This window comes from Streptomyces sp. NPDC048696 (assembly GCF_043198895.1).
Taxonomy (GTDB): Bacteria; Actinomycetota; Actinomycetes; order Streptomycetales; family Streptomycetaceae; genus Streptomyces.
This window is the reverse complement of record NZ_JBICVJ010000033.1, coordinates 1-22,321: the sequence shown is the minus strand read 5'-3', so window position 1 is coordinate 22,321 and position 22,321 is coordinate 1. Positions and strand designations below refer to the sequence as shown.

Sequence of the window (22,321 nt, the reverse complement as noted above, 5' to 3'; positions counted from 1 at the left end):
GCGGCGGTCGGTGTGGTGGGGGACAGAGTACGCGGCCCGACCCGTACGCGTACCGGCCCTGAGCAAAGCTGTGGACAACTGCTCGGCGGATCCGGACCGCAGCGGCCCCGGGGCCGATGAGCTGCGAGACTTGACGTCATGAGCTTCAGCACGCCTGACCCCTTGCGTCCCCTCATCCTCGACGACGTCCGGGGCGCGCAGAAGATGCTCGCGGGCGTCGCGCGGATGACCGCGATGGAGGGTTCGCGGCATCTGACGCAGCTGGTCGGCGCCCCGGTCCACCTCAAGTGCGAGAACCTCCAGCGGACCGGTTCGTTCAAGCTGCGCGGCGCCTATGTGCGCATCGCGGGGCTGCGGCCGGAGGAGCGGGCGGCCGGGGTGGTGGCCGCGAGCGCGGGCAACCACGCGCAGGGCGTGGCGCTCGCCTCCTCGCTCCTGGGCGTGCGCTCCACCGTGTTCATGCCGGTCGGCGCGCCCCTGCCGAAGGTCGCCGCGACCCGTGAGTACGGCGCGGAGGTGGTGCTGCACGGCACCGTCGTCGACGAGACGCTGGCGGCCGCCGAGGAGTACGCGCGCGAGACGGGCGCCGTCTTCATCCACCCCTTCGACCACCCGGACATCATCGCCGGCCAGGGCACGGTCGGCCTGGAGATCCTGGAGCAGTGCCCGGAGGTGCGCACGATCGTCGTCGGGATCGGCGGCGGCGGGCTGGCCGCGGGCATCGCGGTCGCGGTGAAGGCGGTCCGCCCCGATGTGAAGGTGATCGGCGTGCAGGCGGCGGCGTCCGCCGCGTATCCGCCCTCGCTCGCGGCCGGGCACCCGGTGGCGATCGACCCGGCGCCGACGATGGCCGACGGGATCAAGGTGGGCCGGCCCGGGGACGTGCCGTTCGCGCTGATCAGGGAGCTCGTGGACGACATCGTCACGGTCTCCGAGGACGCCCTGTCGTCCGCGCTGCTGCTCTGCCTGGAGCGGGCCAAGCTGGTCGTGGAGCCCGCCGGGGCGAGCCCGGTGGCGGCGCTCCTGAGCGATCCCGGGGCGTTCCGGGGACCGGTGGTGGCGGTGCTGTCGGGCGGCAACGTGGACCCGGTGCTGCTGCAGCGGATCCTGCGGCACGGCATGGCGGCGGCCGGGCGCTATCTGAGCCTGCGGGTGCGGATCACGGACCGGCCGGGGGTGCTCGCCGAGCTTCTCAGGGCGTTGTCAGTGGTCGACGCTAACGTCCTTGATGTGGGCCACGTACGGACCGATCCGCGGCTCGGACTCACGGAAGTGGAGGTGGAGTTGCACCTGGAGACGAAGGGGCCGGAGCACTGCCTGGAGGTCTCGGCGGCGCTGCGGGAGGCGGGCTACCAGATCATCTCCTGACGCCCGCGCCAGCCGCCGAAAACCCCTTGAGAAAACGCGATACATCGCGTTAGTCTGTGTCCTGCGCCACAGCTCCACCGGGCATCACATGTCCGGCAAACCTAGGATTTATGGACAAACGACACCCAACTCTGGGGGTACCTATGCCAGGCGCCATCTATGCCGAAGGCCTGGTGAAGACGTTCGGCGACGTAAAGGCTCTGGACGGCGTGGACCTCGATGTCCCCGAGGGCACGGTCCTGGGCCTGCTCGGCCCCAACGGCGCCGGCAAGACCACCACCGTGCGCGTCCTGACCACCCTGCTCCAGCCCGACAGCGGCCGCGCCACCGTCGCGGGCATCGACGTGCTGAAGCATCCCAACGAGGTGCGCCGCGCGATCGGCCTGTCCGGCCAGTTCGCGGCCGTCGACGAGTACCTGACCGGCCGCGAGAACCTTCACATGGTCGGCCAGCTCTACCAGATGAAGTCCAAGCAGGCGAAGGCCAGGGCGGGCGAGCTGCTTGAGAAGTTCAACCTCGCCGACGCGGCCGACCGCCCCGCCAAGACCTACTCCGGCGGCATGCGCCGCAGGCTCGACCTCGCCGCCGCCCTGGTCGTCTCGCCGCCCGTGATGTTCATGGACGAGCCGACGACCGGCCTCGACCCGCGCAACCGGCAGCAGCTGTGGGAGGTCATCCAGGAGCTCGTCGCGGGCGGCACCACCCTGCTGCTCACCACGCAGTACCTGGAGGAGGCCGACCACCTCGCGCACGACATCTGCGTCGTCGACCACGGCCGCGTCATCGAGCGCGGCACCGCCGACCAGCTCAAGGCCCGCACCGGCGGCGAGCGCGTCGAGGTCGTGGTGCACGAGCACGACGAGCTGGGCCCGGCCCGGGCCGTGCTCGCCGGGTTCGGCAAGGGCGAGGTCACCGTCGCCGAGCACACCCGCAAGCTCACGGTCCCGGTCACCGGCGGCGCCAAGCTGCTCGCCGAGGTCATCCGCGAGCTCGACAACCGGGGTGTGGAGATCGACGACATCGGGCTGCGCCGCCCCACCCTCGACGACGTGTTCATCTCGCTGACCGGCCACGCGGCCGAGCTCAAGGAGGAGAACGGCGAGGCGCAGGACCCCAAGTCCCGTAAGCGCGGCAAGAACCAGACCGAGCAGGAGGTCTCCTCGTGACCGCCGTCATCGATGCCCCGCGCCTCGTCGCTCCGCAGCCGCGTGGCGGCGTGGTCCAGTCGATCAACGATTCGCTGGTCGTCGCCAAGCGCAACCTCATACGGATGATGCGCATCCCGGAGATGATCATTTTCGGGCTGATCCAGCCCATCATGTTCGTGGTGCTGTTCAGCTACGTCTTCGGCGGCTCGGTCGCCGTCGGCGGCTCGCTGGAGCCCGGCCGCTACCGCGAGTTCCTGATGGCCGGGATCTTCGCCCAGACCGTCACCTTCGCCACGGCGGGCGCGGGCGCCGGCATCGCCGACGACATGCACAAGGGGCTCATCGACCGGTTCCGGTCGCTGCCCATGGCTCGGGGCGCGGTCCTCACCGGCCGTACGCTGGCCGACCTGGTGCAGACGGCGCTGACCGTCGTGGTGCTCGCCGTCGTCGGCCTGCTGGTCGGCTGGCGCGTCCACCACGGCATACCGAAGGCGCTCGGCGCGTTCGCGCTGCTGCTTCTGCTGGGGTACGCGTTCTCCTGGATCGGCGCCCTGATCGGCCTCACGGTGCGTACGCCCGAGGCGGCCACGTCGGGCGGGCTGATCTGGCTCTTCCCGGTGACGTTCGTGTCCAACGCGTTCGTGTCCACCGATGGGATGACGCCGTGGCTGCGGCACATCGCGGAGTGGAACCCGTTCAGCGCGACCGTGCAGGCGTGCCGGGACCTGTTCGGGAACCCGGGCGTGGTGCACTCCACCGCGTGGCCGATGCAGCACCCGGTGTACGCGTCGCTGCTCTGGTCGCTGGTGATCATCGTCCTGTTCCGCACGCTGGCGGTACGCAAGTACCGCTCGGCGACGGCCTGATGGGCAACGGGCAGCGGTAGCGCACACGACGAAGCCCCCGGCGCCTGGCCGGGGGCTTCGTGCGGTCGGTGTGCGTGGCTCAGCCCGTGTACGGCGTGGCCGCGAGGATCTTGACCGAGGCCTTCTTGCCGTTCGGCAGTTCGTACTCGGCGTCCTCGCCGATCTTCTTGCCGTTCACGCCCGAGCCGAGCGGGGACTGCGGGGAGTACGTCTCGATCTCGGTCGACGCGTACTCACGGGAGGCGAGCAGGAACTCCAGCGTGTCGTCCTCGTCGCCGTCGAAGGCGATCGTGACGAGCATGCCGGGGGCCACCACGCCGTCGGCGGCGGGGGCCTCGCCGACCTTGGCGTGCTCAAGGAGCTGGGTCAGCTGACGGACCCGGAGCTCCATCTTGCCCTGCTCCTCCTTGGCCGCGTGGTACCCGCCGTTCTCCCGGAGGTCACCCTCCTCACGGGCCGCCGCGATCTTTACGGCGATCTCCGTGCGCGCGGGACCAGACAGGTACTCCAGCTCGGCCTTGAGCTGGTTGTACGCCTCCTGGGTCAGCCAGGTGACGTTGTCGCTGGTCTGGGTCACAGGTGCTCCTCGTCGGTACTGGGAATACAAGCGCATCGCCCTACCCAGAAGGATGTTCCCTCTCGGGTGGGCGAAACCACGAGCCTAACAATTCAGGGCGCGAAGGGGGAGGACGGAAACCGTATGGGAATCGTCGCCGCAGGTCAGCGCCGTGGGAGCGGAGGCGTCTACGGCCCGGCCCGGCCGGGTCGGGTTGACCGGGTGCGGTCGGCCGGGTGCGAGCGGTCAGGCCGACTTGCAGCCGACCAGGTCGACGGCCGTGGCCCGCGACGTGGTCTGGACCCTGATCACCTGGTCGATCCGGCCCGAGCGCTGCTCGAAGCGGACGTCCTTGCGGCCCACCTCGTCGCCGTCGGCCTCCAGCGCGCGCAGGGTGCAGACACCGGTCTCGCCGCTGTCCTTGCGCACTTCCAGATGGACGTCGACGGCCTTGGAGGAAACCACCTGGAACGTGATGACCTGGGCGGAAACCGACTTTCCGGATACATAGTCGTAGCCGATCCAGCCGATCACGACGACCAGCACCGCGCCGAGAACAGCACCGATGATCTTGAGCTTGCGGTCGGCGCGCTGGTCCGCGGTGCGTCCGTAGCGCCCCTCCGGGAGCGGTTGGCTTGCCGCGGCCATGATCGTCCTCCTGCTGCTGGGGGTGCCGGAATTTTCCGTCCCCCGATTCGGTCACTATAGAAGCCGCCCATCGCGCCGGATCACAGAGGGCAACACAGAGGGCGCCGAAATCACTGAGGATCTTGTCTTGACTGAGCAGCTGCGACTGATGGCCGTGCACGCCCACCCCGACGACGAGTCGAGCAAGGGCGCGGCCACCATGGCGAAGTACGTGTCCGAGGGGGTGGACGTGCTGGTGGTGACCTGCACGGGCGGCGAGCGCGGCTCCATCCTCAACCCGAAGCTCCAGGGCGACAAGTACATCGAGGACCACATCCACGAGGTGCGCAAGAAGGAGATGGACGAGGCCCGCGAGATCCTCGGGGTCAAGCAGGAGTGGCTGGGCTTCGTCGACTCGGGGCTGCCCGAGGGCGACCCGCTGCCGCCGCTGCCGGAGGGCTGCTTCGCCCTGGAGGACGTCGACAAGGCGGCCGGCGAGCTGGTGAAGCAGATCCGCTCGTTCCGTCCCCAGGTGATCACGACGTACGACGAGAACGGCGGCTACCCGCACCCCGACCACATCATGACCCACAAGATCTCGATGGTGGCGTTCGAGGGCGCGGCGGACCCGGAGAAGTTCCCGGAGGCCGAGTTCGGCCCGGTGTACCAGCCGCAGAAGCTCTACTACAACCAGGGCTTCAACAAGCCGCGCACGCTGGCGCTGCACCACGCGCTCCTGGACCGCGGCATGGAGTCCCCGTACGCCGAGTGGCTGGAGCGCTGGAAGGAGTTCGAGCGGGTCGAGCGCACGCTGACCACGCACGTTCCGTGCGCGGAGTTCTTCGAGATCCGCGACAAGGCGCTGATCGCGCACGCCACGCAGATCGACCCCGACGGCGGCTGGTTCCGGGTCCCGATGGAGATCCAGAAGGAGGTCTGGCCGACGGAGGAGTACGAGCTGGCGAAGTCGCTCGTGGACACTTCCCTCCCCGAGGACGACCTCTTCGCGGGCGTACGCGAGAATGCCTGATATGAGCGCAAGCCTCGCACTGACACACCTCGTCCCTCTGGCCAAGGAGGTCGACGACAACAAGGTGACGCCCGGCGTCCTCGGCTTCATCGTCTTCGCGGCGCTCGCCGCGGGCGTGTGGATGCTGATGAAGTCGATGAACCGCCACATGCGCAAGGTCGACTTCGAGGAGACGCCGGACGCCCCGGGCGCGGCGGAGCCGACCCCGGCCGCCGCCTCGGGCAAGGGCGCCCCCAAGAAGGCCTGACCAGGGCCTGGCATCGGACCTCGGTCGCGCGCGCCTCAGCGCGCGTGGCCGAGGTCCGGCGCCCGCCCGGGAAACAGCGCCCGATCCGGTGGCAGCGGGCGCGGCTCCCGGCTTACCGCGTCGCCCCCACCGGCACCCCCATGACCTCCCGGGAATGCCGGGTCGGGACCATGCCGAGCAGCCATGCCTGCCAGCCGTCCTCCAGCTCGACGCCGCGTTCCAGCATCAGCGCGTACGCCTCCGCGCAGTCCTCCAGTTTGCTGTCGCGGGTGGCGTGGTGGGCGCGGACCAGCTGGGAGAGCTCTTCCTGGGCCACCGCCGCGCCGATCTCCGAGCCGCCCGCCGAGGCGTACGGCAGGAGGGTGCAGCGCAGGAAGCGGGCCCAGTCACCGCCGCGCAGGTCGCCGTAGGAGGCGAACAGCTCGACCGCCTCGTCGCACAGCGCGAGCGCCTGCGGGGCGCGGTTGTTGCCCGCGTCGATCAGGGCGAGTTCCAGGCACGTCCAGGCCTCGCCGTGGGCCACGCCGATGCGGTGGAAGTCGGCGCGGGCGTCGACCAGGAGCTGGCGGGCGAAGCCGGAGTTGCGCAGGTTGCCGGTCTGGGCGGCGCGCTGGTCGCGGGTGACGCGGCCCGAGTGGTGGCGGGCGCAGGCCAGCCCGTACACGTCCCGCATGCGCGAGAACATGGTGCGGGCGCGTTCCAGTTCGCGTACCGACTGGTCGCGGTCGCCGCGCTCCTCCAGGGCCTGGCCCAGGTAGTAGAGCGTCCACGCCTCGCCGCGCGCGTCCTCCTGCTCGCGGTGGCGCGAGAGCGCCTGGCGCAGCTGGTCGACGGCCACCGACGGGTCGCCGTCGACCAGGCGGGCGCGGGCCAGCTGGGTGAGCGCCCAGGCCACGCCCCGGCCGTCGCGGGTGCGCCCGTACTGGTCGAGGGCCGTGCGCAACTCGTCCTCCGCGCGCGGGACGTCGCCCATCCGCAGACAGACCTGGCCCAGCTGGAAGTGGGTCCAGGCCTCGCCGTGCAGCGACTCGCCCTCGCGGTGCAGGGCGAGCGCGGTGTCCAGGAGGGTGAGGGCCTGCGCCAGGTCGGCGCGGTCGCGCTCGACCGCCGCAAGGGCGTGCAGCGACCAGGCGCGGTCCTCGTCCTGCTCGGGCGCGGACTGCAGGGCGATGGCCTCGCGCAGCTTCGCCGCGGCCTCGGTGAGGTTGCCCTGGTGGTGCAGCGTGATGCCGAGCGAGCAGAGGGCGAGCGCCGCGCCCGCGTCGTTCTGCGCCTCGCGGTAGAGGCCGACGACGGACGACAGCGTCGTACGGGCCTTGTCGAGCTCGCCCAGCTGGCGGGCCGCGATGCCGGTGCGCCAGCGCACCGAGCGTTCGAGCAGGCCCTGGTCGACGGCCTGGGACAGTTCGCTGATCTCGCCCAGGCGGTAGAGGTCGCCGCGCAGCAGGCAGTAGTCGCACAGCGCGCCGAGCAGGCCGAGGACCGCCTGCTGGTCGACGCCCTCCACCCCGCGCAGCGCCGCCGTGATGAAGCTCGACTCGTCGTCGAGCCAGCGCAGGGCCGCGTCGAGCGAGGTGAAGCCGTGGCTGCCGAACTGCCCGGCCCGGGTGGAGAGTTTGCCGTCGACCATACGGATCACCGCGTCGGCGAGTTCCGCGTAGTTCCGGATCAGCCGCTCCTGCGCGGCCGTGCGCTCGGCGGGCTCCTCCTCGTCCAGAAGCCTGGCCTGCGCGAACGCCCGTACGGTGTCGTGCAGGCGGAAGCGGTCGGCGCGGACCCGGTCGATCAGGCCCGTCTCGGCCAGCGCGGACAGGAGCTGGCCCGCCTCCGCCTCGCTGGTGGCGAGCAGGGCCGCGGCCGCCGCCGCGCCGAGCGAGGCCCGCCCGGCGAGCGCGAGCCGCCGCAGCAGCCTGCGGGAGGTCTCGCCCTGGTCGGTGTAGCGCAGCCACAGCGCGCGCTCGACGGGCGCGACCGGGCCGTACGCCCCGAGGTCGGCGGCGAGCGCCCGCGCGTCCCGGGGGCCGAGCGAGGAGCCCGCGATCCGCAGCGCGAGCGGCAGTCCACCGCACAACTCCCGTACGAGAAGGGCGGCTTCGCGGTCGTACGGTTCCTTCGGCTCCTTGGGCTCGTGCTGTGCCGCCTCCCGCAGCAGCTCCTCGGCGCCCGCCTCGTCCAGCGGCTCGACGGGCAGCTGGTGCACCCAGGCGGGGAAGTCGGCGGGCAGTTCGAGGGGCCCGGCGGCGGTCACCAGGACCAGGCTGTCGGACCGCTCGGGCACCAGTGTGCGCACCTGCTCGGCGTCCGAGGCGTCGTCCAGGACGACCGTGACCGGAAGGCCCGTCAGATGCTGGTGGTAGAGCTCGGCGAGGCGGCGCACCTGCTGGTCGGCCGAGGAGCGCTCGCGGAACAGCAGCTGTTCGCGGGGTGCGCCCAACCGGTTGAGCAGATGCAGCAGCGCGTCCCGGGTGGGCAGCGGCGCCTCGCCGCCCCCGCCGCCGCGCAGATCGACCAGGCACGCGCCCCGGAACTGGTCCCTCAGCTCGTGCGTCGCCCGTACGGCGAGCGTGGTGCGGCCCGCGCCCGCCGGGCCGTGCAGCACCACGACCACCGGCCGGGTCTCGGTCGCGGCGCGCGCCGAGTGCACCCACTGGGCGATCCGGGTGATCTCCGCACGGCGGCCCGCGAACGGCCCCTGCGGCTCGGGGAGATGGGTGAACGACTGCTCCAGGACCGAGCGGCGCCGGGCCGCCGCGCTCTTGTCCGTGCCGCGCAGCTGCGTCGGTACGGCGGCGGTCGTCTTCTTGCCGGTCCGGGTCGTCGGCGTCACCATCCGCTGCTGGTCCAGGAACGGCCGGATGCCCCGCACGTCAAGGGCCGTCAGCCACTGCAACCGCAGCTGCTCGGCGCCGCCGGGGCGGCCGAGCTCGCCGGCCCGCCGGTGCGCGGCCGGCCAGTGCGCGGCGGTCACCCGGACGACGGTGGTCGCGGCCCCGGCGACGGCCACGGCGCCCGCGGTGCCGACGGCGGGCCCCGCACCTGAGCCCAGCGCCGTGTCGGCCAGAGCGGCGGCGACGGCCGCGACCCCGGTCGCCCAGAAGGCCGTTGCCGCCTTCTCCTTCGCGAATCGCGCGCCCAGTGTCAGCTGCCCGGCTTCCGCTTCGTCGAGCGCCGCGGTGTACGCGGCGTACTCCTCGGCGGCGCTCTCCGCCAGCGCGTCCAGCGCGGCCCGGCCCCGTGTGAGCAGCGCGTTGGCGTCCGCTCTGCCGCCGGAGCGCCGTACTTCCTCCTCGACGGCGCGTACCAACAGCCGCTCGGCCTCCGCCCGATGGCCGTCCCGCATATGGGTCCCCCTCCGAGAGCGATCGTGTGCTGGTCGAGTCCGTGTCGCGGCTCAAGTGTCCTGCCTGGCGCGCGTCGGCGCGAGGGAGTCGGCGGATCAGTCACCGGGTGGGGGATTATGTGCCCCTGCGGGACCGCCTGGTCCGGGAGGCGTCACCGTCGGGCGGCAGGGCGGGGTGAGGGCGGTGCTCGGCGGCTGCCCCCAGCAGGCTCCGTCGTCCGGCCCAGCGGCCTCCGCCGTCCGGCCCAGCGGCCGCCGCCTCCCGGTCCCACCGTCCTGAGCTGGCATGGAGCCACTCCCGGGGCCGCTTCGGGGGGGCGCGTAAGCTGCGCGCTCGATGAGCGGGCCGGCGTACCGGGCGGCCCGCCGGGCTCTTGTGGAGGACGGCCGTGAAGGCGTGGATCGGTGCGCACCGGCGCTGGGTGCTGGGCGGTGGTGCCGCGGTGGCCGCGGTGGCCGTGGCGGGGATCGTGGTGGCGGTGACGGACGGCTCGGACGGCGGCGCGGATGTCCCGCCCACCCGGGCGCGCGCCTACACCGAGCAGCAGGCCTGCCTGCTCACCCCCGAACGCGGGCTCGCGGACGCCTCGGTGGGCCCGGTGTGGGCCGGGATGCAGGATGCGTCGGTGAAGACGCATGCCAAGGTGAGCTACCTCGCGGTGGCGGGGGAGCAGAGCGCGGGCAACGCCGCGCCGTATCTGGCGACCCTGGCGAGCCGCAAGTGCACGGTGGTGCTGACGGTGGGCGCGGCGCCTCGGGGTGCGGTCGCCCTCGACGGGCCGAAGTTCCCCAAGACGCGGTTTCTGGTCGTCGAGGGAACGGGTGGCGCAAAGTCGGCCGGTGCGAATGTGAAGGTGCTCGCGTCCACCGGTGACAGCGGCGTCCGGGGCGAGGTCGCGTCGGCGGTCGAGAGCGCGCTCCAGGGGTAGCGACGAGGCCCGGGGACCGGCCCGGCGGTCGACGCGGGACGAGTACGCGCCCCGGCGCCCGGTCCCAGAGACCACCCTTTCGTCAGATGGCCGTGCCCCGGCCCCGGTTCGCCGACTCCGCCTCTTTGGCTGGATCTTGTGCGGCGTTGGCTTATAACCGATCACGAGTCCTCACAGCTACCTCATAGGTATAGACCAGGGCCGGGGTTGGCAAAGAATGCGGCAGGCCTAAAACGGAATGAAAGGTGTGAGGTGCACGGCTTTCAATCGGTACGCTAAATCCCTGGTCAAGAGCCTATGTGGAGGGCTTCTCACGGCGTAACCGGAACGGCAGGATCGGCGCGTTTTGTGTGTCGATCTTGTTGGGGGTCTGTGCCGTGCGCACTCGCCGTTTCCGCCGTAACCCTCGGTGGACAGCTCTGCGTCGGCGGTGGCTGCGCGCCACCGCGATGGTGGCGTTCGTCGCCATGGCACTGCTCTTGACGACGGAACAGGCCGCCGCCGACGGCGCCACGCTGCCCGCGCTGTCCATGCCGCGCCTGTCCTGGTCGGGCCTCGCCGCCTGGTTCAAGGACCCGACGTGGGGGCACCTACCCCGTCAGCAGGGCGGCAGCGCGGCCGGGTTGAGCCACCGGGCGAGCGCCGCGTCCACCCGGGCCGGCAAGGGCGCGGGGCACGCGCCCGGCAAGGGCAAGGGCGAGCTCGACGCGTACCACCCGTACGCGAAGGCGTCGAAGGCCGGGCCGAGCGCCTCGGCGGGCAGCTTCTCCGCGAAGACCAGCAGGCGCAACGCCGCCAAGTCCACCGCCACCGACAGCGTCTTCGACAACGCGGACGGCACCACCACCCGCAAGATCGCCAAGACGCCGGTCAACTACCGTGACGCGAACGGCGACTGGCAGCCCATCGACACCCGGGTCAAGGCCGGCGGCGACGGTCGCCTGCACGAGAGCGCCAACTCGCGCGGTGTCGACTTCGCGCCCCGCAGCACCGACTCCGCCGTCGTCTCCTTCAGCACCGACGACGACCACGTGCTGTCGTACGGGCTCCAAGGCGCGGCCCCGGTCGCGGGCAAGGCCGACGGCTCCGAGGTCACCTACGCCGGCACCCTGCCCGGCACCGACCTGGTGGTCGCCCCCACCGCCACCGGTGTCAAGGAAGCCGTCGTCCTGCACTCCGCGCGGGCCGCCAACTCCTGGACCTTCCCGCTCACCCTCAAGGGCCTGACCGCTGTCCAGGCCAAGGACGGCTCCATCGACCTGCGGGACGCGAACGGCAAGGTCACCGAGCGGATCCCGGCCGCGTACGCCTACGACTCCAAGGTCGACCCGCACTCCGGCGACCCGGCGACGACGCACGCGGTGACGTACCAGCTGGCCGGCGAGGCGGGCCACCAGGTCCTCAAGGTCACCCTGGACGCGGCCTGGCTGCACGACGCGGCGCGCGTCTTCCCGGTCACCGTCGACCCGACCATCACCGACGGCTGGACCACCACCTACGCCGAGTCCGGCGCCCCCGGTGACCACTCCTTCGAGCAGACGGTCAAGATCGGCTCGTATGACTCCGGTCCGCACTCCGCGGCCGCCTACGTCAACCACTGGTACAGCGGCTGGGACGGCTCCAAGGTCACCGTGACCGCCGCCGACCTGCACCTCTTCGACACCTGGGCCGCCACCTGCACCGCCGAGCGGTTCGATGTCGCCCAGGTCACCAGCGCCTGGACGCCGACCGGCGTCACCGCATACCCGGGGCCCTCCTACGGCGCCTCCATCGGCAACGCCACCCCGTCCGTCCCGCACGCCTGCGCCAACACCGGCGCCGACCGCAGCGTCGGCGACTGGGTGGACGTTCCGCTGACCACCGCCTCCATCCAGGGCTGGATGAACGGCACCACCCCCGACTACGGCCTCGCGGTCTACGCGGCCACCAACGACGGGCTGCACTGGAAGCAGTTCGGCTCGTTCAACGACCCGTCGCTCGGCCCGTACCTGTCGGTCACCTACACCGGCACCACGCCGCCGCAGGTCTACCAGCAGTACCCGAACAACAACGCCACCGCGTACACCACCACCCCCGAGCTCACCGCGTGGTCCGGTGGTGCCAACGCGCAGGCCAACACCACCACCAAGTACCAGTTCCAGGTCTACGACAACACCAACACCAAAGTCGTCGACTCGGGTCTGCTCGCCACCGGCGACTACGTCGTCCCGGCCGGCAAGCTCAAGTGGGGCCAGAGCTACTCGTGGACCGTGCAGTCCTACGACGCCGGCCTGTACTCCGGTGCCACCTGGTACGCCCTGAACATCCAGGTCCCGCAGCCGCTGGTCACCTCGGGCCTTTCGCAGAACAGCAGCGAGCACGGCTTCGACCCGCCGATCGGCAACTACACGACCGAGGACACCGACGCCACCGTCTCCACGGTCGGCCCGTCCCTGGACGTCAGCCGCGACTACAACTCCCGTGACCCGCGCTGGACGGGCGCGTTCGGCGCCGGCTGGTCCTCGATCTTCGACTCCCGCGCCACCGAGCAGTACAACGCGGCGGGCGCCGTGGTGTCCGCGGTCGTGAGCTATCCGGACGGCTCGCAGGTCGGCTACGGAAAGAACGGAGACGGCAGCTTCTCGCCGCCGGCCGGCCGCTTCGCCACCTTCAAGGCCGTCACCGGCGGCTACACGCTGACCGACAAGAACGACACCACCTACACGTTCACCCAGTCACTGGGCTCCGGCGGTTACGGACTCACCTCGGTCACCGACGCCAACGGCCGTGCCATCACGCTGAGCTGGACCGGCGGCCAGGTCACCAGGATGAGCTCGGCAACCTCCGGCCGCTCGCTCACCCTGACCTGGTCCACCCCGTCCGGCGCGAGCGCCGCGCACGTGGCCACCGTCCTCACGGACTACGCCGACCCGGCCGACAACACCAGCGCGCAGACCTGGACGTACGGCTACAGCGGCGACCAGCTCACCTCGGTGTGCGCGCCGCTGACCACCACGCAGTGCACCACCTACACCTACACCTCGGGCTCGCAGTACCAGAACGCCTCGCTCGACCTCGGCCCGCACGCGTTGTGGCCGATGGGCGAGGCCTCCGGCACCACCGCCAAGGACGCCGTCCTCGCCAACCAGGGCACCACCAACGCCACGTACAGCAATGTCACGCTCGGTCAGGCGGGCCCGATGGCCGGCGGCTCGGGCACGGCGGCCGGCTTCAACGGCACCAGCTCGTACGCGACCCTGCCGTTCGACATGGGCAACAACACCGACTCCGGTGCGCTGTCCCTGTGGTTCAAGACCTCGGCCGGGCCCGGCGTCCTGTACTCCTACGCCTCCCAGCCCGTCACCGCCGGCAACTCGCCCGGCGCGTACACCCCGACGATCTACGTCGGCACCGACGGCAAGCTGAAGGCCGAGTTCTGGAACAGCGCCGGCATCGCGCCGATCACCACCAGTGGCGCGGTCACCGACGGCAGGTGGCACCACGTGGTGCTGTCGGCGGCTGGTAACACCCAGTCCCTCTACCTGGACAGCGCCAAGGTCGGCTCGCTCTCGGGCACTGTCTCCATCCAGCCGGGCGTCGCCTTCGGCAAGAACCAGCAGTACAACACGCTCGGTGCCGGTTTCCTCGGCGGCAACTGGCCCGACGAGCCGCACCAGTCCAGCACCGACAAGACCGGCTACGCCACCTACTTCAACGGCTCCATCGCGGATGCCGCCTGGTACGACAGGCCGCTGGTCGCCGCCGACGTGGCCGCGCTCTACAACTACGGCACCCACGCCGCCAGCGTGCTCTCGTCGATCACCCGGCCGTCCGGCAAGACCCACTCGGCGATGACGTACGACCCGGCGACGACCACCCTCACCCAGCTCACCGACGAGAACGGCGGGGTGTGGCAGCTCGGCGCGCCCACCGTCGCCGGCTCCAGCCAGACCTACCGGGGCGCGGTCCTCGGCGGCGCGCCCGCCACGTACTTCCGCCTCGGCGAGGCGGCGGGCGCCACCACCGCCCTGGACGAGACGCGGGGTGGCACCGGCACGTACAACGCGGTGACGCTCGGCGCGGCCGGCCCCTTCGGCGACCAGAAGGCCGCGGCCTTCAACGGCACCAGCTCGTATGTGACCGTCCCGGACGTCCAGAGTGGGGACACCTCCGCGTCGGCCGAACTGTGGTTCACCACCACACACGGCACCGCGATCCTGATGAACGCGCAGAACGCGCCCATCGGTGCTTCCCCCACCAGCACGGCTCCCCAGCTGTGGATCGGCAGCGACAACAAGCTGTACGGCGGCTTCTACACCAGCTCCGGCTCGGTGCAGATGGGCACCACCTCCACCGTCACCGACGGCAAGTGGCACCACGTCCTGCTCAGCGCCTCGCCCACCAGCCAGACCCTGTACCTGGACGGTGTGCAGGCCGCCACCAAGACCGGCACCGCCGCCCTCAACTCCGCCACCCGCACCACGGACTACCTCGGCGCGGGCACCACAGGACCCGGCTGGACCGGCCTGACCAACGGCACGGTCGCGTACTTCAACGGCTCGCTCGCCGAGGCCGCCACCTACCGCACCGCGCTGACCGCGCAGGACGCCGCCGCGCACTTCCGCGCGGGCCTGAACTCCACCGGCCTGCTGCCGGTGGAGACCGTCAAGGTCACCTCCCCGGCGAACGCGGTCTCCACGTACACGTACGACCTCGGCAACAACATGCGCAAGCTGTCCGAGACCGACGGCCTGGGCAACACCCATTCCTTCGGCTACGACACCGGCGGCTTCGAGCACACCGTCACCGACCCCAACGGCGCCATGACCGTCACGGGTCACGACGTGCGAGGCAACATCGTCTCCTCCACCACCTGCCAGAACCAGGCCGCGAACGTCTGCTCCACGGAGTACTTCACGTACTACCCCGACGACACGACCGCGCAGCTCACCACCGCCGACCCGCGCAACGACCTGGTGCTGACCCACCGCGACGGCCGGTCCGCCTCGGACACCGACCCGACGTACCTGACCTCGTACACCTACGACGCCTCGGGTGACGAGACCGCCGTCACCGGGCCGCCGGTGGCCGGATTCCCGTCCGGACGGACCTCGGCCACCACCTTCAGCGACGGCACCTACGCCTTCCCGGCGGCCGATTCCGGCACCGTGCCCAAGGGCCTGCCGGTGCGGACGACGTCACCGGCCGGCGCCGTCGACTCCGTCTCCTACCTGCACAACGGCGACATCGCCTCGACCACGGACGTGGCCGGACTGGTCACGACGTACGGCTACGACGGGCTCGGCCGGGTCACGTCGAAGAAGGTCGTCTCGGACACCTATCCGAACGGACTGACCACGTCGTACGCGTACGACAAGGCCGGGCAGATCGTCGAGGAGGACGACCCGCAGCTCGTGGACCGGGTCACCGGCGCCACCCACGCGGCCGCCACCACCACCGTCTTCGACATCGACGGCAACATCACCGCGCAGACCGTCAAGGACACCAGCGGCGGCGACTCCTCGCGCACCGAGACCCAGACGTACGACGCGTACGACCACGTCGCCACCCGGACCGACGCCAACGCGAACGCGGGCGGCACCAACGGCGGCACCACCACGTACACGTACGACAGCTCCGGCAACAAGATCCAGGAAGTGTCGAAGTCGGGCACGACCACCAAGTACACCTACGACGACAACGGCCATCTGCTGACCCAGTCGCTGATGTACACCGGCGACCCGGTCAGCCCGCACTCCGCCACCGAACTCGTAGAGTCCTCCCGGGCGTACGACCCGGCCGGCCGCCTCGCCTCGGTCACCGACTCGATGGGCTCGACCACCTCGTACACGTACACCGACAACGGTCTCGCGGCCACCGCCACCAAGAAGAGCGCCGACGGCGCCTCCTCGACGCTGCTCAGGTCCACCACCTACGACGCGGCGGGCAACCGCCTGTCGCAGACCACGGACAACGGGCAGACCGTCACGAACTTCACGGTGGACGCGGCCTCCCGGACCACCAGCACCACCGTCGACCCGACCGGTGTCGACCGGGTCACCTCCGTCTCCTACACCCCCGACGACAAGGTCGCCACCCGCAACGAGCACGACTCCTCGGGCTGGGACCGCACCACGTCGTCCACCTATGACGCGGCCGGCAACCCGCTGAGCGAGACCCTGTACGGCGACGCCTCGGGCCACCCGTCCGGCTGGTGGAAGCTGAACCAGAGCTCGGGCACGAACGTCACCGACAGCTCCGGCAGCGGCTACACCGCCAACGCCACCGGCGCGACCTGGGGCAACGACGCGGCGACCTTCGCCGGCACCAGCGGCCAGCAGGTCGCCACCAACGGCCCGGTGCTCGACACCAGCGCCTCCTACACCGTCTCCGCGTGGGTCAACATGGCCTCGCTGCCGACCCACAACGCGACGGTCGTCGCCCAGAACGGCACCAACGCCAGCTCCTTCTACCTCCAGTACAACTACGCGCACACCAATGCCCCGCTGTGGAGCATGGAGCAGACCAACGGCGACACCGCCGCGCCGTCCTTCCCCTCCGCGTACTCCACCGCCGTTCCGACGGCCGGCACCTGGACCCACCTGGTCGGCGTCTACAACGTCGCCACCGGCACCAGCCAGATCTACGTCAACGGCACCCTGTCCGGCACCGGAACCAACACCACCCCGTGGAACGCGTCCGGTCCGCTGACGATCGGCGCCGCCAAGTACGCGGGCACCGCCACGGACTTCCTGGCCGGATCGGTCTCCAACGTCCAGGTCTATCCGAGGGCGCTGACCGGTACGGAGGTCAACACCCTCTACGGGAACGGCCGCACGGGCGGCACGGTCGGCTCCTCCAGCCAGCGGACCACCAGCTACACCTACGACAAGCGCGGCCTGCCGACGTCGATGACCGACGCCAACGGCAACACCACCGGCTACTCCTACGACGAGGCCGGCAACCTCGCGGTCACCACCGCGCCCGCCGTCCAGGTCGAGACGGCCGGCGGCACGCCCGTCACCCAGCGCCCGGTCACCACCAGCGGGTTCAACACCTTCGGTGAGGCCGTCGAGGAGGTCGACCCGAACGGCAACCAGACCACCACGGTCTACGACGCCAACGGGAACAAGGTCTCCCAGACGCTGCCGGCCTACACCCCGGCCGGCTCCACCGCCTCCGTCACGGCGCCCTCCGTATGGACGTACGACAGCGACGGCAACCAGCTCACCGCCACCACACCGGGCGGCCAGAGCACCAGCTACCTGTACGACCAGCTCGGCGAGGTCGCCCAGGTGACCGAGCCGGACGGGACGACGCTCCACTCCACCTACGACACCAACGGCGAACGCCTGTCGCAGACGGACGGCACCGGCGCCACCACCCAGGCCACCTACGACTACCTGGGCCGCCAGCTCACCTCGACCCGGCTGGAGCGCTACCCCAGTACCCGGACGCTGACCACCACCAACTCCTACGCGGTCACCGCCGGCAACCCGTACGGCGCGAACCTGGCCTCCACCACCACGCCGGGCGGAGTCACCACGACCTACGGCTACGACCGGGCGAGCGAGCTCACCTCGGTCACCGACGCCTCGGGCAACACCACCGCGTACACCTACGACTTCATGGGCCACCGGCAGAAGACCGTCCTGCCCGACAACACCTGGAGCCAGACCGACTACGACGCCTCCGGCAACCCCACCCGTACCACGCAGTACGACGCGGCGGGCACCCAGCTCAGGCAGTACAACGAGGTGTACGACGGGGTGGGCAACGTGGTCGCGTCGACCGACGCGAACGGCAACACCCGTCACTTCACCTACGACGCGGCGGGCACCGTCACCCAGGAGATCCAGCCCGTCACCGCGACGACGTCGATCACCACGTCGTTCGGGTACGACGCGGCCGGTCACCGCACCCGGTTCACCGACGGGCGGGCCAACTCCTGGCTGTACACCTACACCCCGTGGGGGCAGCAGGAGACGGTGACGCAGCCGGCCACCGCCCAGTACACCTCGGCGGCCGACTCCACGACCACCAACTCCTACGACGCCAACGGCCAGTTGGTCGCCACCACGCAGCCCGGCGGGGTCACCACCGCGATGACCTACGACAAGGTCGGCAACCTGCTGACCGCGTCCGGTCAGGGAGCCGACGCGGCGAGCGCCACCCGAAGCTTCGCCTACGACCGCAACGGCCGGGTGCTGACCGCGGACACCGCCGAGGCGGGCACGGCGGGTGCGAAGGACCACCAGGCGGCCACCCACGAGTCGTTCTCCTACGACGACCGGGGCAACCTGCTCTCCGCCTCGGGCGCGGCCGGCTCCTCCAGCTTCACCTACAACGAGGACTCGTCCCCGCTGACCCGCACCGACGCCGCCGGGACCACGTCCTACGGCTATGACACGGCGGGCCGCCTGTCGACCCTCAACGACGCGGCGTCCGGAAACGCTCTCACGTACAGCTACGGCAAGCTCAACGAGCTCACTTCCATCAAGTACGGCAGCAGCGGCCAGCTGCGCTCCTTCAGCTACAACAGCGCGCACGACCTGTCCGGCGACACGCTGATGCAGGGCGCGACGACGCTGGCCTCGATCGCCTACGGCTACGACAAGAACGGCAACGTCACCTCGAAGAACACCAGCGGGGTGACCGGGGCCTCCAGCAACACCTACACCTACGACCAGGCGGACCGCCTGACCTCGTGGAACAACGGCAGCGCCAGTACCGCCTACGGCTACGACGCCTCGGGCAACCGCACCCAGGTCGGCGCCAACGTCTACACCTACGACGCCCGCGACCAGCTCACCTCGGACGGCGTGCACACCTACGCCTACTCCGCGCGCGGCACGATGACCTCCGACACCTCGGCGGCCAACGGCCAGGTCGCCTACAGCGCCGATGCGTTCGGCAACCAGATCACCGCCGGGCAGCACTCCTACACGCTGGACGCGGGCGGGCGGAACATCACCGACGCGGTCGCCGCGAACCAGTCCACGCGTACCTTCCAGTACTCGGGCGCCGGAAACACGATCGCCTCCGACGGCGAGTACACCTACTCCTACGACCCGACGGGCTCGCTGATCGGCATCAACGGCGGCACCTCACCGGGTGCGGGCGTGCTGGCGATGACCGACTCCCACAACGACGTGGTCGGCACCTTCACGCCGGGCGCGGGCGCCCTCGCCGGATCGGCGACCTACGACCCGATGGGCAATGTCACCGCGGGCCAGGGTCTGATCGGCCACCTCGGCTTCCAGTCCGGCTGGACCGAGCTCGACACCGGCAAGGTCGGCACCGCGTCCCGCTGGTACAACCCGGCGACGGGGACGTTCCTGAACAAGGACTCGGTGAACCTGGATCCGGTGCCGAACGAGGCGGCGGCCAACCCGTTCGCGTACGTCGGCGACAACCCGCTGGCCGGCACGGACCCGTCCGGGCACTGGGGGTTCGGCTCCCTCTGGCACAAGGCCACCTCCGCCGTCTCCAGCGGCTGGGACTCGGTCACCTCGTACGCCTCCAGCAGCTGGAACTCGGCCACCTCCTACTTCTCCAGCGGCTGGAACTCCTTCAGCTCCTGGGCGTCGGACTCGTACTACCACTACGTGGCGCCGGTGGTGCACCAGGTGGTGCACGCCGTGAAGCACGTCGCCCGTCGTGTGGTGCACCGCATCCGCGACTACTACCGCGCCACCGTCCGCTACACCCGGCGCGTCTACCACTACGCGGCCCGGCACGTACGCCGTTACTACCGGGCGGCCGTGCACGCGGTGCACTCGGCGTACCACGCGGTGAAACGCGTGGCGAAACGAGTGGTGCACGCGGTGAAGAAGGCCGCCCACGCGGTGGCCCGTGCGACCAGGACGGCCTACCACGCCACGGTGAAGGCCGTGAAGACGGCGGCCACGTACGTCAAGCACCACGCGGCGGCGATCACTTCGTTCGTCGTGTCCACGGCGGTGTTCATGGGCTGTGAGGCGGTGACCGCGGGCGTCGGCACGATCGGCTGCGCGGCCGCGGCGGGCGCCGCGGGCTCGCTGGTCGAACAGGGCTTCAAGTGCGCCGAACACGGCGGATCCAGTTGCAGCGTCGGCGCGTTCGCCGGCTCGGCGGCGGAGGGCGCGGTCTCGGGTGCGGTCGGCGGTGCCCTCGGCTCCCTCGGCGGCAAGCTCCTGAGCAAGTTCGCCCCCAAGGCGATGGAGGCCGTGGGCGGCCTCTTCGGCAAGGGAGCGAGCGACGCGGGGGAGACGGCGGCGAAGGACGCGACGGAGTCGGCGTCCTCGCGGGCCCAGTCGAACGAGGCGGGGTCCAGCAGTGAGGGCGGCAGCTGCCGCATCGGCGGCCCGCACAGCTTCACCGGCAAGACCCGCGTCCTGATGGCCGACGGCACGTCGAAGGCCATCGACCAGATCAAGGTCGGCGACACGGTGGCCAACGCGGTCCCGGGCGCGACGGGCACGCAGGCCCACAAGGTCACGGCGGTCATCGTGACCAAGACGGACCACGACTTCGTGGACGTGGCCGTGAAGGCGCGGGCCAAGGCGGCGGCTTCGGCCAAGGCCCTCGGGAAGAAGGCGACCCGGAAGGCGGCGCTGGGCCTGGCGTCCGCAGCGGCCCTGTTCGCGGTGGCGTCCCCGGCCCAGGCGGCGGACCAGCCGACGGCGACGTCGGCCTCGTCGTCGGTCGCGGTTACGGCGTCGGCTTCGGCGTCGGCTTCGGCCTCGGAGGTGACCGCGAAGGGCGACCACCTCACGACCACCTTCCACCACCCGTTCTACGACGAGACGCGGTCGGCCTTCGTCGAGGCGAAGGACCTGCACGAGGGTGACGTCCTCCAGACCCCGACCGGCACGGCCGAGGTCACGGACGTACGGCTGTTCCACGCGAACACCACGACCTACGACCTCACCGTCGGGGACCTCCACACGTACTACGTCGTCGCGGGTGGCACGCCGGTTCTGGTGCACAACTGCGGTGGCGCCAACCCCGAGCACTCACCTACCTGTGACTGCGCGAACGGAAGCCAGCCGAGGCTGCGCAACGGAAGAATGGCGACCGACCCCAACCGGGCGCAGCCTGGTCAGTTGAATGCCAACGGGAAGCTCCAGGGCACCAATGACCCCGGGTATGTCACCAGTCGGCCTAATTTCAGGACGGGAACCGTAAATGACCTGTGGGCGAATGCCGAGCCAGGTCCCAGCGGTGGGGCCATGTGTGCCCGGCAGGGTCCGAACTGCGTGGGTGAAGTATTCCGAAACGCTGTCGGTGATCAGCCGAAGGCCGATATAGGTCACTACCCGACCTCGTGGTCCAATCGGGAGTTCGCCCCGAATGTCACGCGTGAAGAAGTGCTCGACAACAACCAAACGGGCTTGCGTATAGAATGCATTCCCTGCAACAGAGGTGCAGGGAACAGGGAAGACGGGTAGCCGGTGTGAGCGTTGTCCTAGGTCATCTTGAGGCGCGGCTGGGGCGGATGCGCGGAGGTTGGTCGGTCAACCTCGGAGATCCCGCGCAGAAGCTGACGGTCTGCATGTTCGAAGGCGGGAACATTCCCGGGGTCACTTCCTTCGCGACCCTCGGTCTCAGTGAATTCGCCCTAAAAGCCCCTGAAGGTGACCAGGACTATTACCTGGAGCTGGTGGGTTGTCAGTACGCGCCTGACGGTGGGTACGGTCCATTTCCGGGAGCGCTGGAAGGCGTTGCGTCCCAGGCGGTCGCGGAAGGCCGCCTGATCAGGCGCGGGGATGTCATCGGTCTCCCGGGGCCGATGGCTCCCGGGAGCGAGATGGTGGCGCTCTATGCCGCCCTTCCGGTGTATTTCGATGACGGATTCTCATCGGTCCACCGGGAGGACGGGCGCGGAGTCGCCATTGTCTGGATGATTCCCATTGGTGCTGCCGAGGCCGACTATGTCAGGGCTCACGGGTGGGCTGAATTCGAAGCGCAACTGATCGCAAAGGACCCTGACTTGCTCGACCTGGGTCGGCCGCAAGTCCTTTGAGCGACGAGAGAAACCGCTACATCGCCTGGGGCGTCGCCGGTGCCGCCGTCCGTGGCGCCCGGGACTCCCACGTGATGCCGACGGGGCGGACAGGCCGCGCGTCGGCGCGAGGGAGTCGGCGGATCATTCACTGAGCATTTTCAGCGTTGACGCTCCAGGGTGAGGATTGCGGCGGCGATGGCGGTCATGCGGTTGGGGCTGCAGCGGGCCCGGCGGAAGATTCG

The 22,321-nt window shown here is 70.6% G+C and carries 11 protein-coding genes and 1 pseudogene; 8 read left to right on the top strand and 4 right to left on the bottom strand.

The genetic code is table 11. The features are described 5' to 3' along the window. Window positions 1–138 precede the first annotated feature (138 nt). The 3 genes from ilvA to ACGFRG_RS35845 all read left to right on the top strand — a co-directional run bounded on the left by ilvA (window position 139) and on the right by ACGFRG_RS35845 (window position 3,382). Window positions 139–1,368: a threonine ammonia-lyase gene (ilvA, locus tag ACGFRG_RS35855; RefSeq protein ID WP_393270871.1), complete on the top strand. Its 1,230-nt coding sequence runs from the start codon at window positions 139–141 to the stop codon at window positions 1,366–1,368. A gap of 143 nt (window positions 1,369–1,511) precedes the next feature. Beyond that, window positions 1,512–2,534, top strand: a complete 1,023-nt coding sequence (locus ACGFRG_RS35850) for an ATP-binding cassette domain-containing protein (RefSeq protein WP_393270869.1) — start codon at window positions 1,512–1,514, stop codon at window positions 2,532–2,534. Next, window positions 2,531–3,382 (top strand): ABC transporter permease, encoded by an 852-nt coding sequence (locus ACGFRG_RS35845; protein ID WP_361431980.1) that lies wholly within the window; start codon window positions 2,531–2,533, stop codon window positions 3,380–3,382. The genes ACGFRG_RS35850 and ACGFRG_RS35845 overlap by 4 nt, the downstream gene beginning before the upstream one ends. A 79-nt stretch (window positions 3,383–3,461) precedes the next feature. Here the strand turns inward: ACGFRG_RS35845 and greA are convergent, their stop codons facing one another. Together greA and ACGFRG_RS35835 are read right to left on the bottom strand one after the other, a co-directional pair. Next, a complete protein-coding gene (greA, locus tag ACGFRG_RS35840; RefSeq protein WP_361385040.1) occupies window positions 3,462–3,959 on the bottom strand; it encodes a transcription elongation factor GreA in 498 nt (165 codons plus the stop codon). Window positions 3,960–4,184: 225 nt separating this feature from the next. Continuing rightward, window positions 4,185–4,586, bottom strand: a complete 402-nt coding sequence (locus ACGFRG_RS35835) for a DUF4307 domain-containing protein (protein ID WP_361431977.1) — start codon at window positions 4,584–4,586, stop codon at window positions 4,185–4,187. A gap of 127 nt (window positions 4,587–4,713) precedes the next feature. Here ACGFRG_RS35835 and mca point away from each other — a divergent pair, with 127 nt between their 5' ends. Together mca and ACGFRG_RS35825 are read left to right on the top strand one after the other, a co-directional pair. After that, a complete protein-coding gene (gene mca, locus ACGFRG_RS35830; protein ID WP_361431975.1) occupies window positions 4,714–5,595 on the top strand; it encodes a mycothiol conjugate amidase Mca in 882 nt (293 codons plus the stop codon). Beyond that, the gene (locus ACGFRG_RS35825; RefSeq protein WP_393270863.1) at window positions 5,588–5,842 is read left to right on the top strand and encodes a hypothetical protein; all 255 of its coding nucleotides are present in this window, start codon (window positions 5,588–5,590) and stop codon (window positions 5,840–5,842) included. The genes mca and ACGFRG_RS35825 overlap by 8 nt, the downstream gene beginning before the upstream one ends. Before the next feature lie 112 nt (window positions 5,843–5,954). Here ACGFRG_RS35825 and ACGFRG_RS35820 read toward each other — a convergent pair whose 3' ends face one another. Further along, the gene (locus ACGFRG_RS35820; RefSeq protein WP_361431970.1) at window positions 5,955–9,182 is read right to left on the bottom strand and encodes a tetratricopeptide repeat protein; all 3,228 of its coding nucleotides are present in this window, start codon (window positions 9,180–9,182) and stop codon (window positions 5,955–5,957) included. A 389-nt stretch (window positions 9,183–9,571) separates the two neighbouring features. Between ACGFRG_RS35820 and ACGFRG_RS35815 the strand changes: the two genes are divergently transcribed. The 3 genes from ACGFRG_RS35815 (at window position 9,572) to ACGFRG_RS35805 (ending at window position 22,097) form a co-directional block, all read left to right on the top strand. Next, window positions 9,572–10,111, top strand: a complete 540-nt coding sequence (locus ACGFRG_RS35815; protein ID WP_393270860.1) for a BMP family ABC transporter substrate-binding protein — start codon at window positions 9,572–9,574, stop codon at window positions 10,109–10,111. A 467-nt stretch (window positions 10,112–10,578) separates the two neighbouring features. Beyond that, the gene (locus ACGFRG_RS35810; RefSeq protein WP_393270856.1) at window positions 10,579–21,522 is read left to right on the top strand and encodes a LamG-like jellyroll fold domain-containing protein; all 10,944 of its coding nucleotides are present in this window, start codon (window positions 10,579–10,581) and stop codon (window positions 21,520–21,522) included. A gap of 5 nt (window positions 21,523–21,527) precedes the next feature. Continuing rightward, window positions 21,528–22,097, top strand: coding sequence for a suppressor of fused domain protein (locus ACGFRG_RS35805; RefSeq protein ID WP_393270854.1), 570 nt, complete (start codon window positions 21,528–21,530; stop codon window positions 22,095–22,097). A 140-nt stretch (window positions 22,098–22,237) separates the two neighbouring features. On the opposite strand, the pseudogene ACGFRG_RS35800 reads toward ACGFRG_RS35805, so the two are convergent. Beyond that, window positions 22,238–22,321, bottom strand: a pseudogene (locus ACGFRG_RS35800) (IS5/IS1182 family transposase); the annotation flags it as partial.

Excerpts from the sequence above, each read along its gene's own strand:
- ACGFRG_RS35810 (WP_393270856.1), top strand. The coding sequence starts at position 10,579 with ATGGCACTGCTCTTGACGACGGAACAGGCCGCCGCCGACGGCGCCACG.
- ACGFRG_RS35850 (WP_393270869.1), top strand. The coding sequence starts at position 1,512 with ATGCCAGGCGCCATCTATGCCGAAGGCCTGGTGAAGACGTTCGGCGAC.
- ACGFRG_RS35835 (WP_361431977.1), bottom strand. The coding sequence starts at position 4,586 with ATGGCCGCGGCAAGCCAACCGCTCCCGGAGGGGCGCTACGGACGCACC.
- ACGFRG_RS35820 (WP_361431970.1), bottom strand. The coding sequence starts at position 9,182 with ATGCGGGACGGCCATCGGGCGGAGGCCGAGCGGCTGTTGGTACGCGCC.
- ilvA (WP_393270871.1), top strand. The coding sequence starts at position 139 with ATGAGCTTCAGCACGCCTGACCCCTTGCGTCCCCTCATCCTCGACGAC.
- ACGFRG_RS35825 (WP_393270863.1), top strand. The coding sequence starts at position 5,588 with ATGCCTGATATGAGCGCAAGCCTCGCACTGACACACCTCGTCCCTCTG.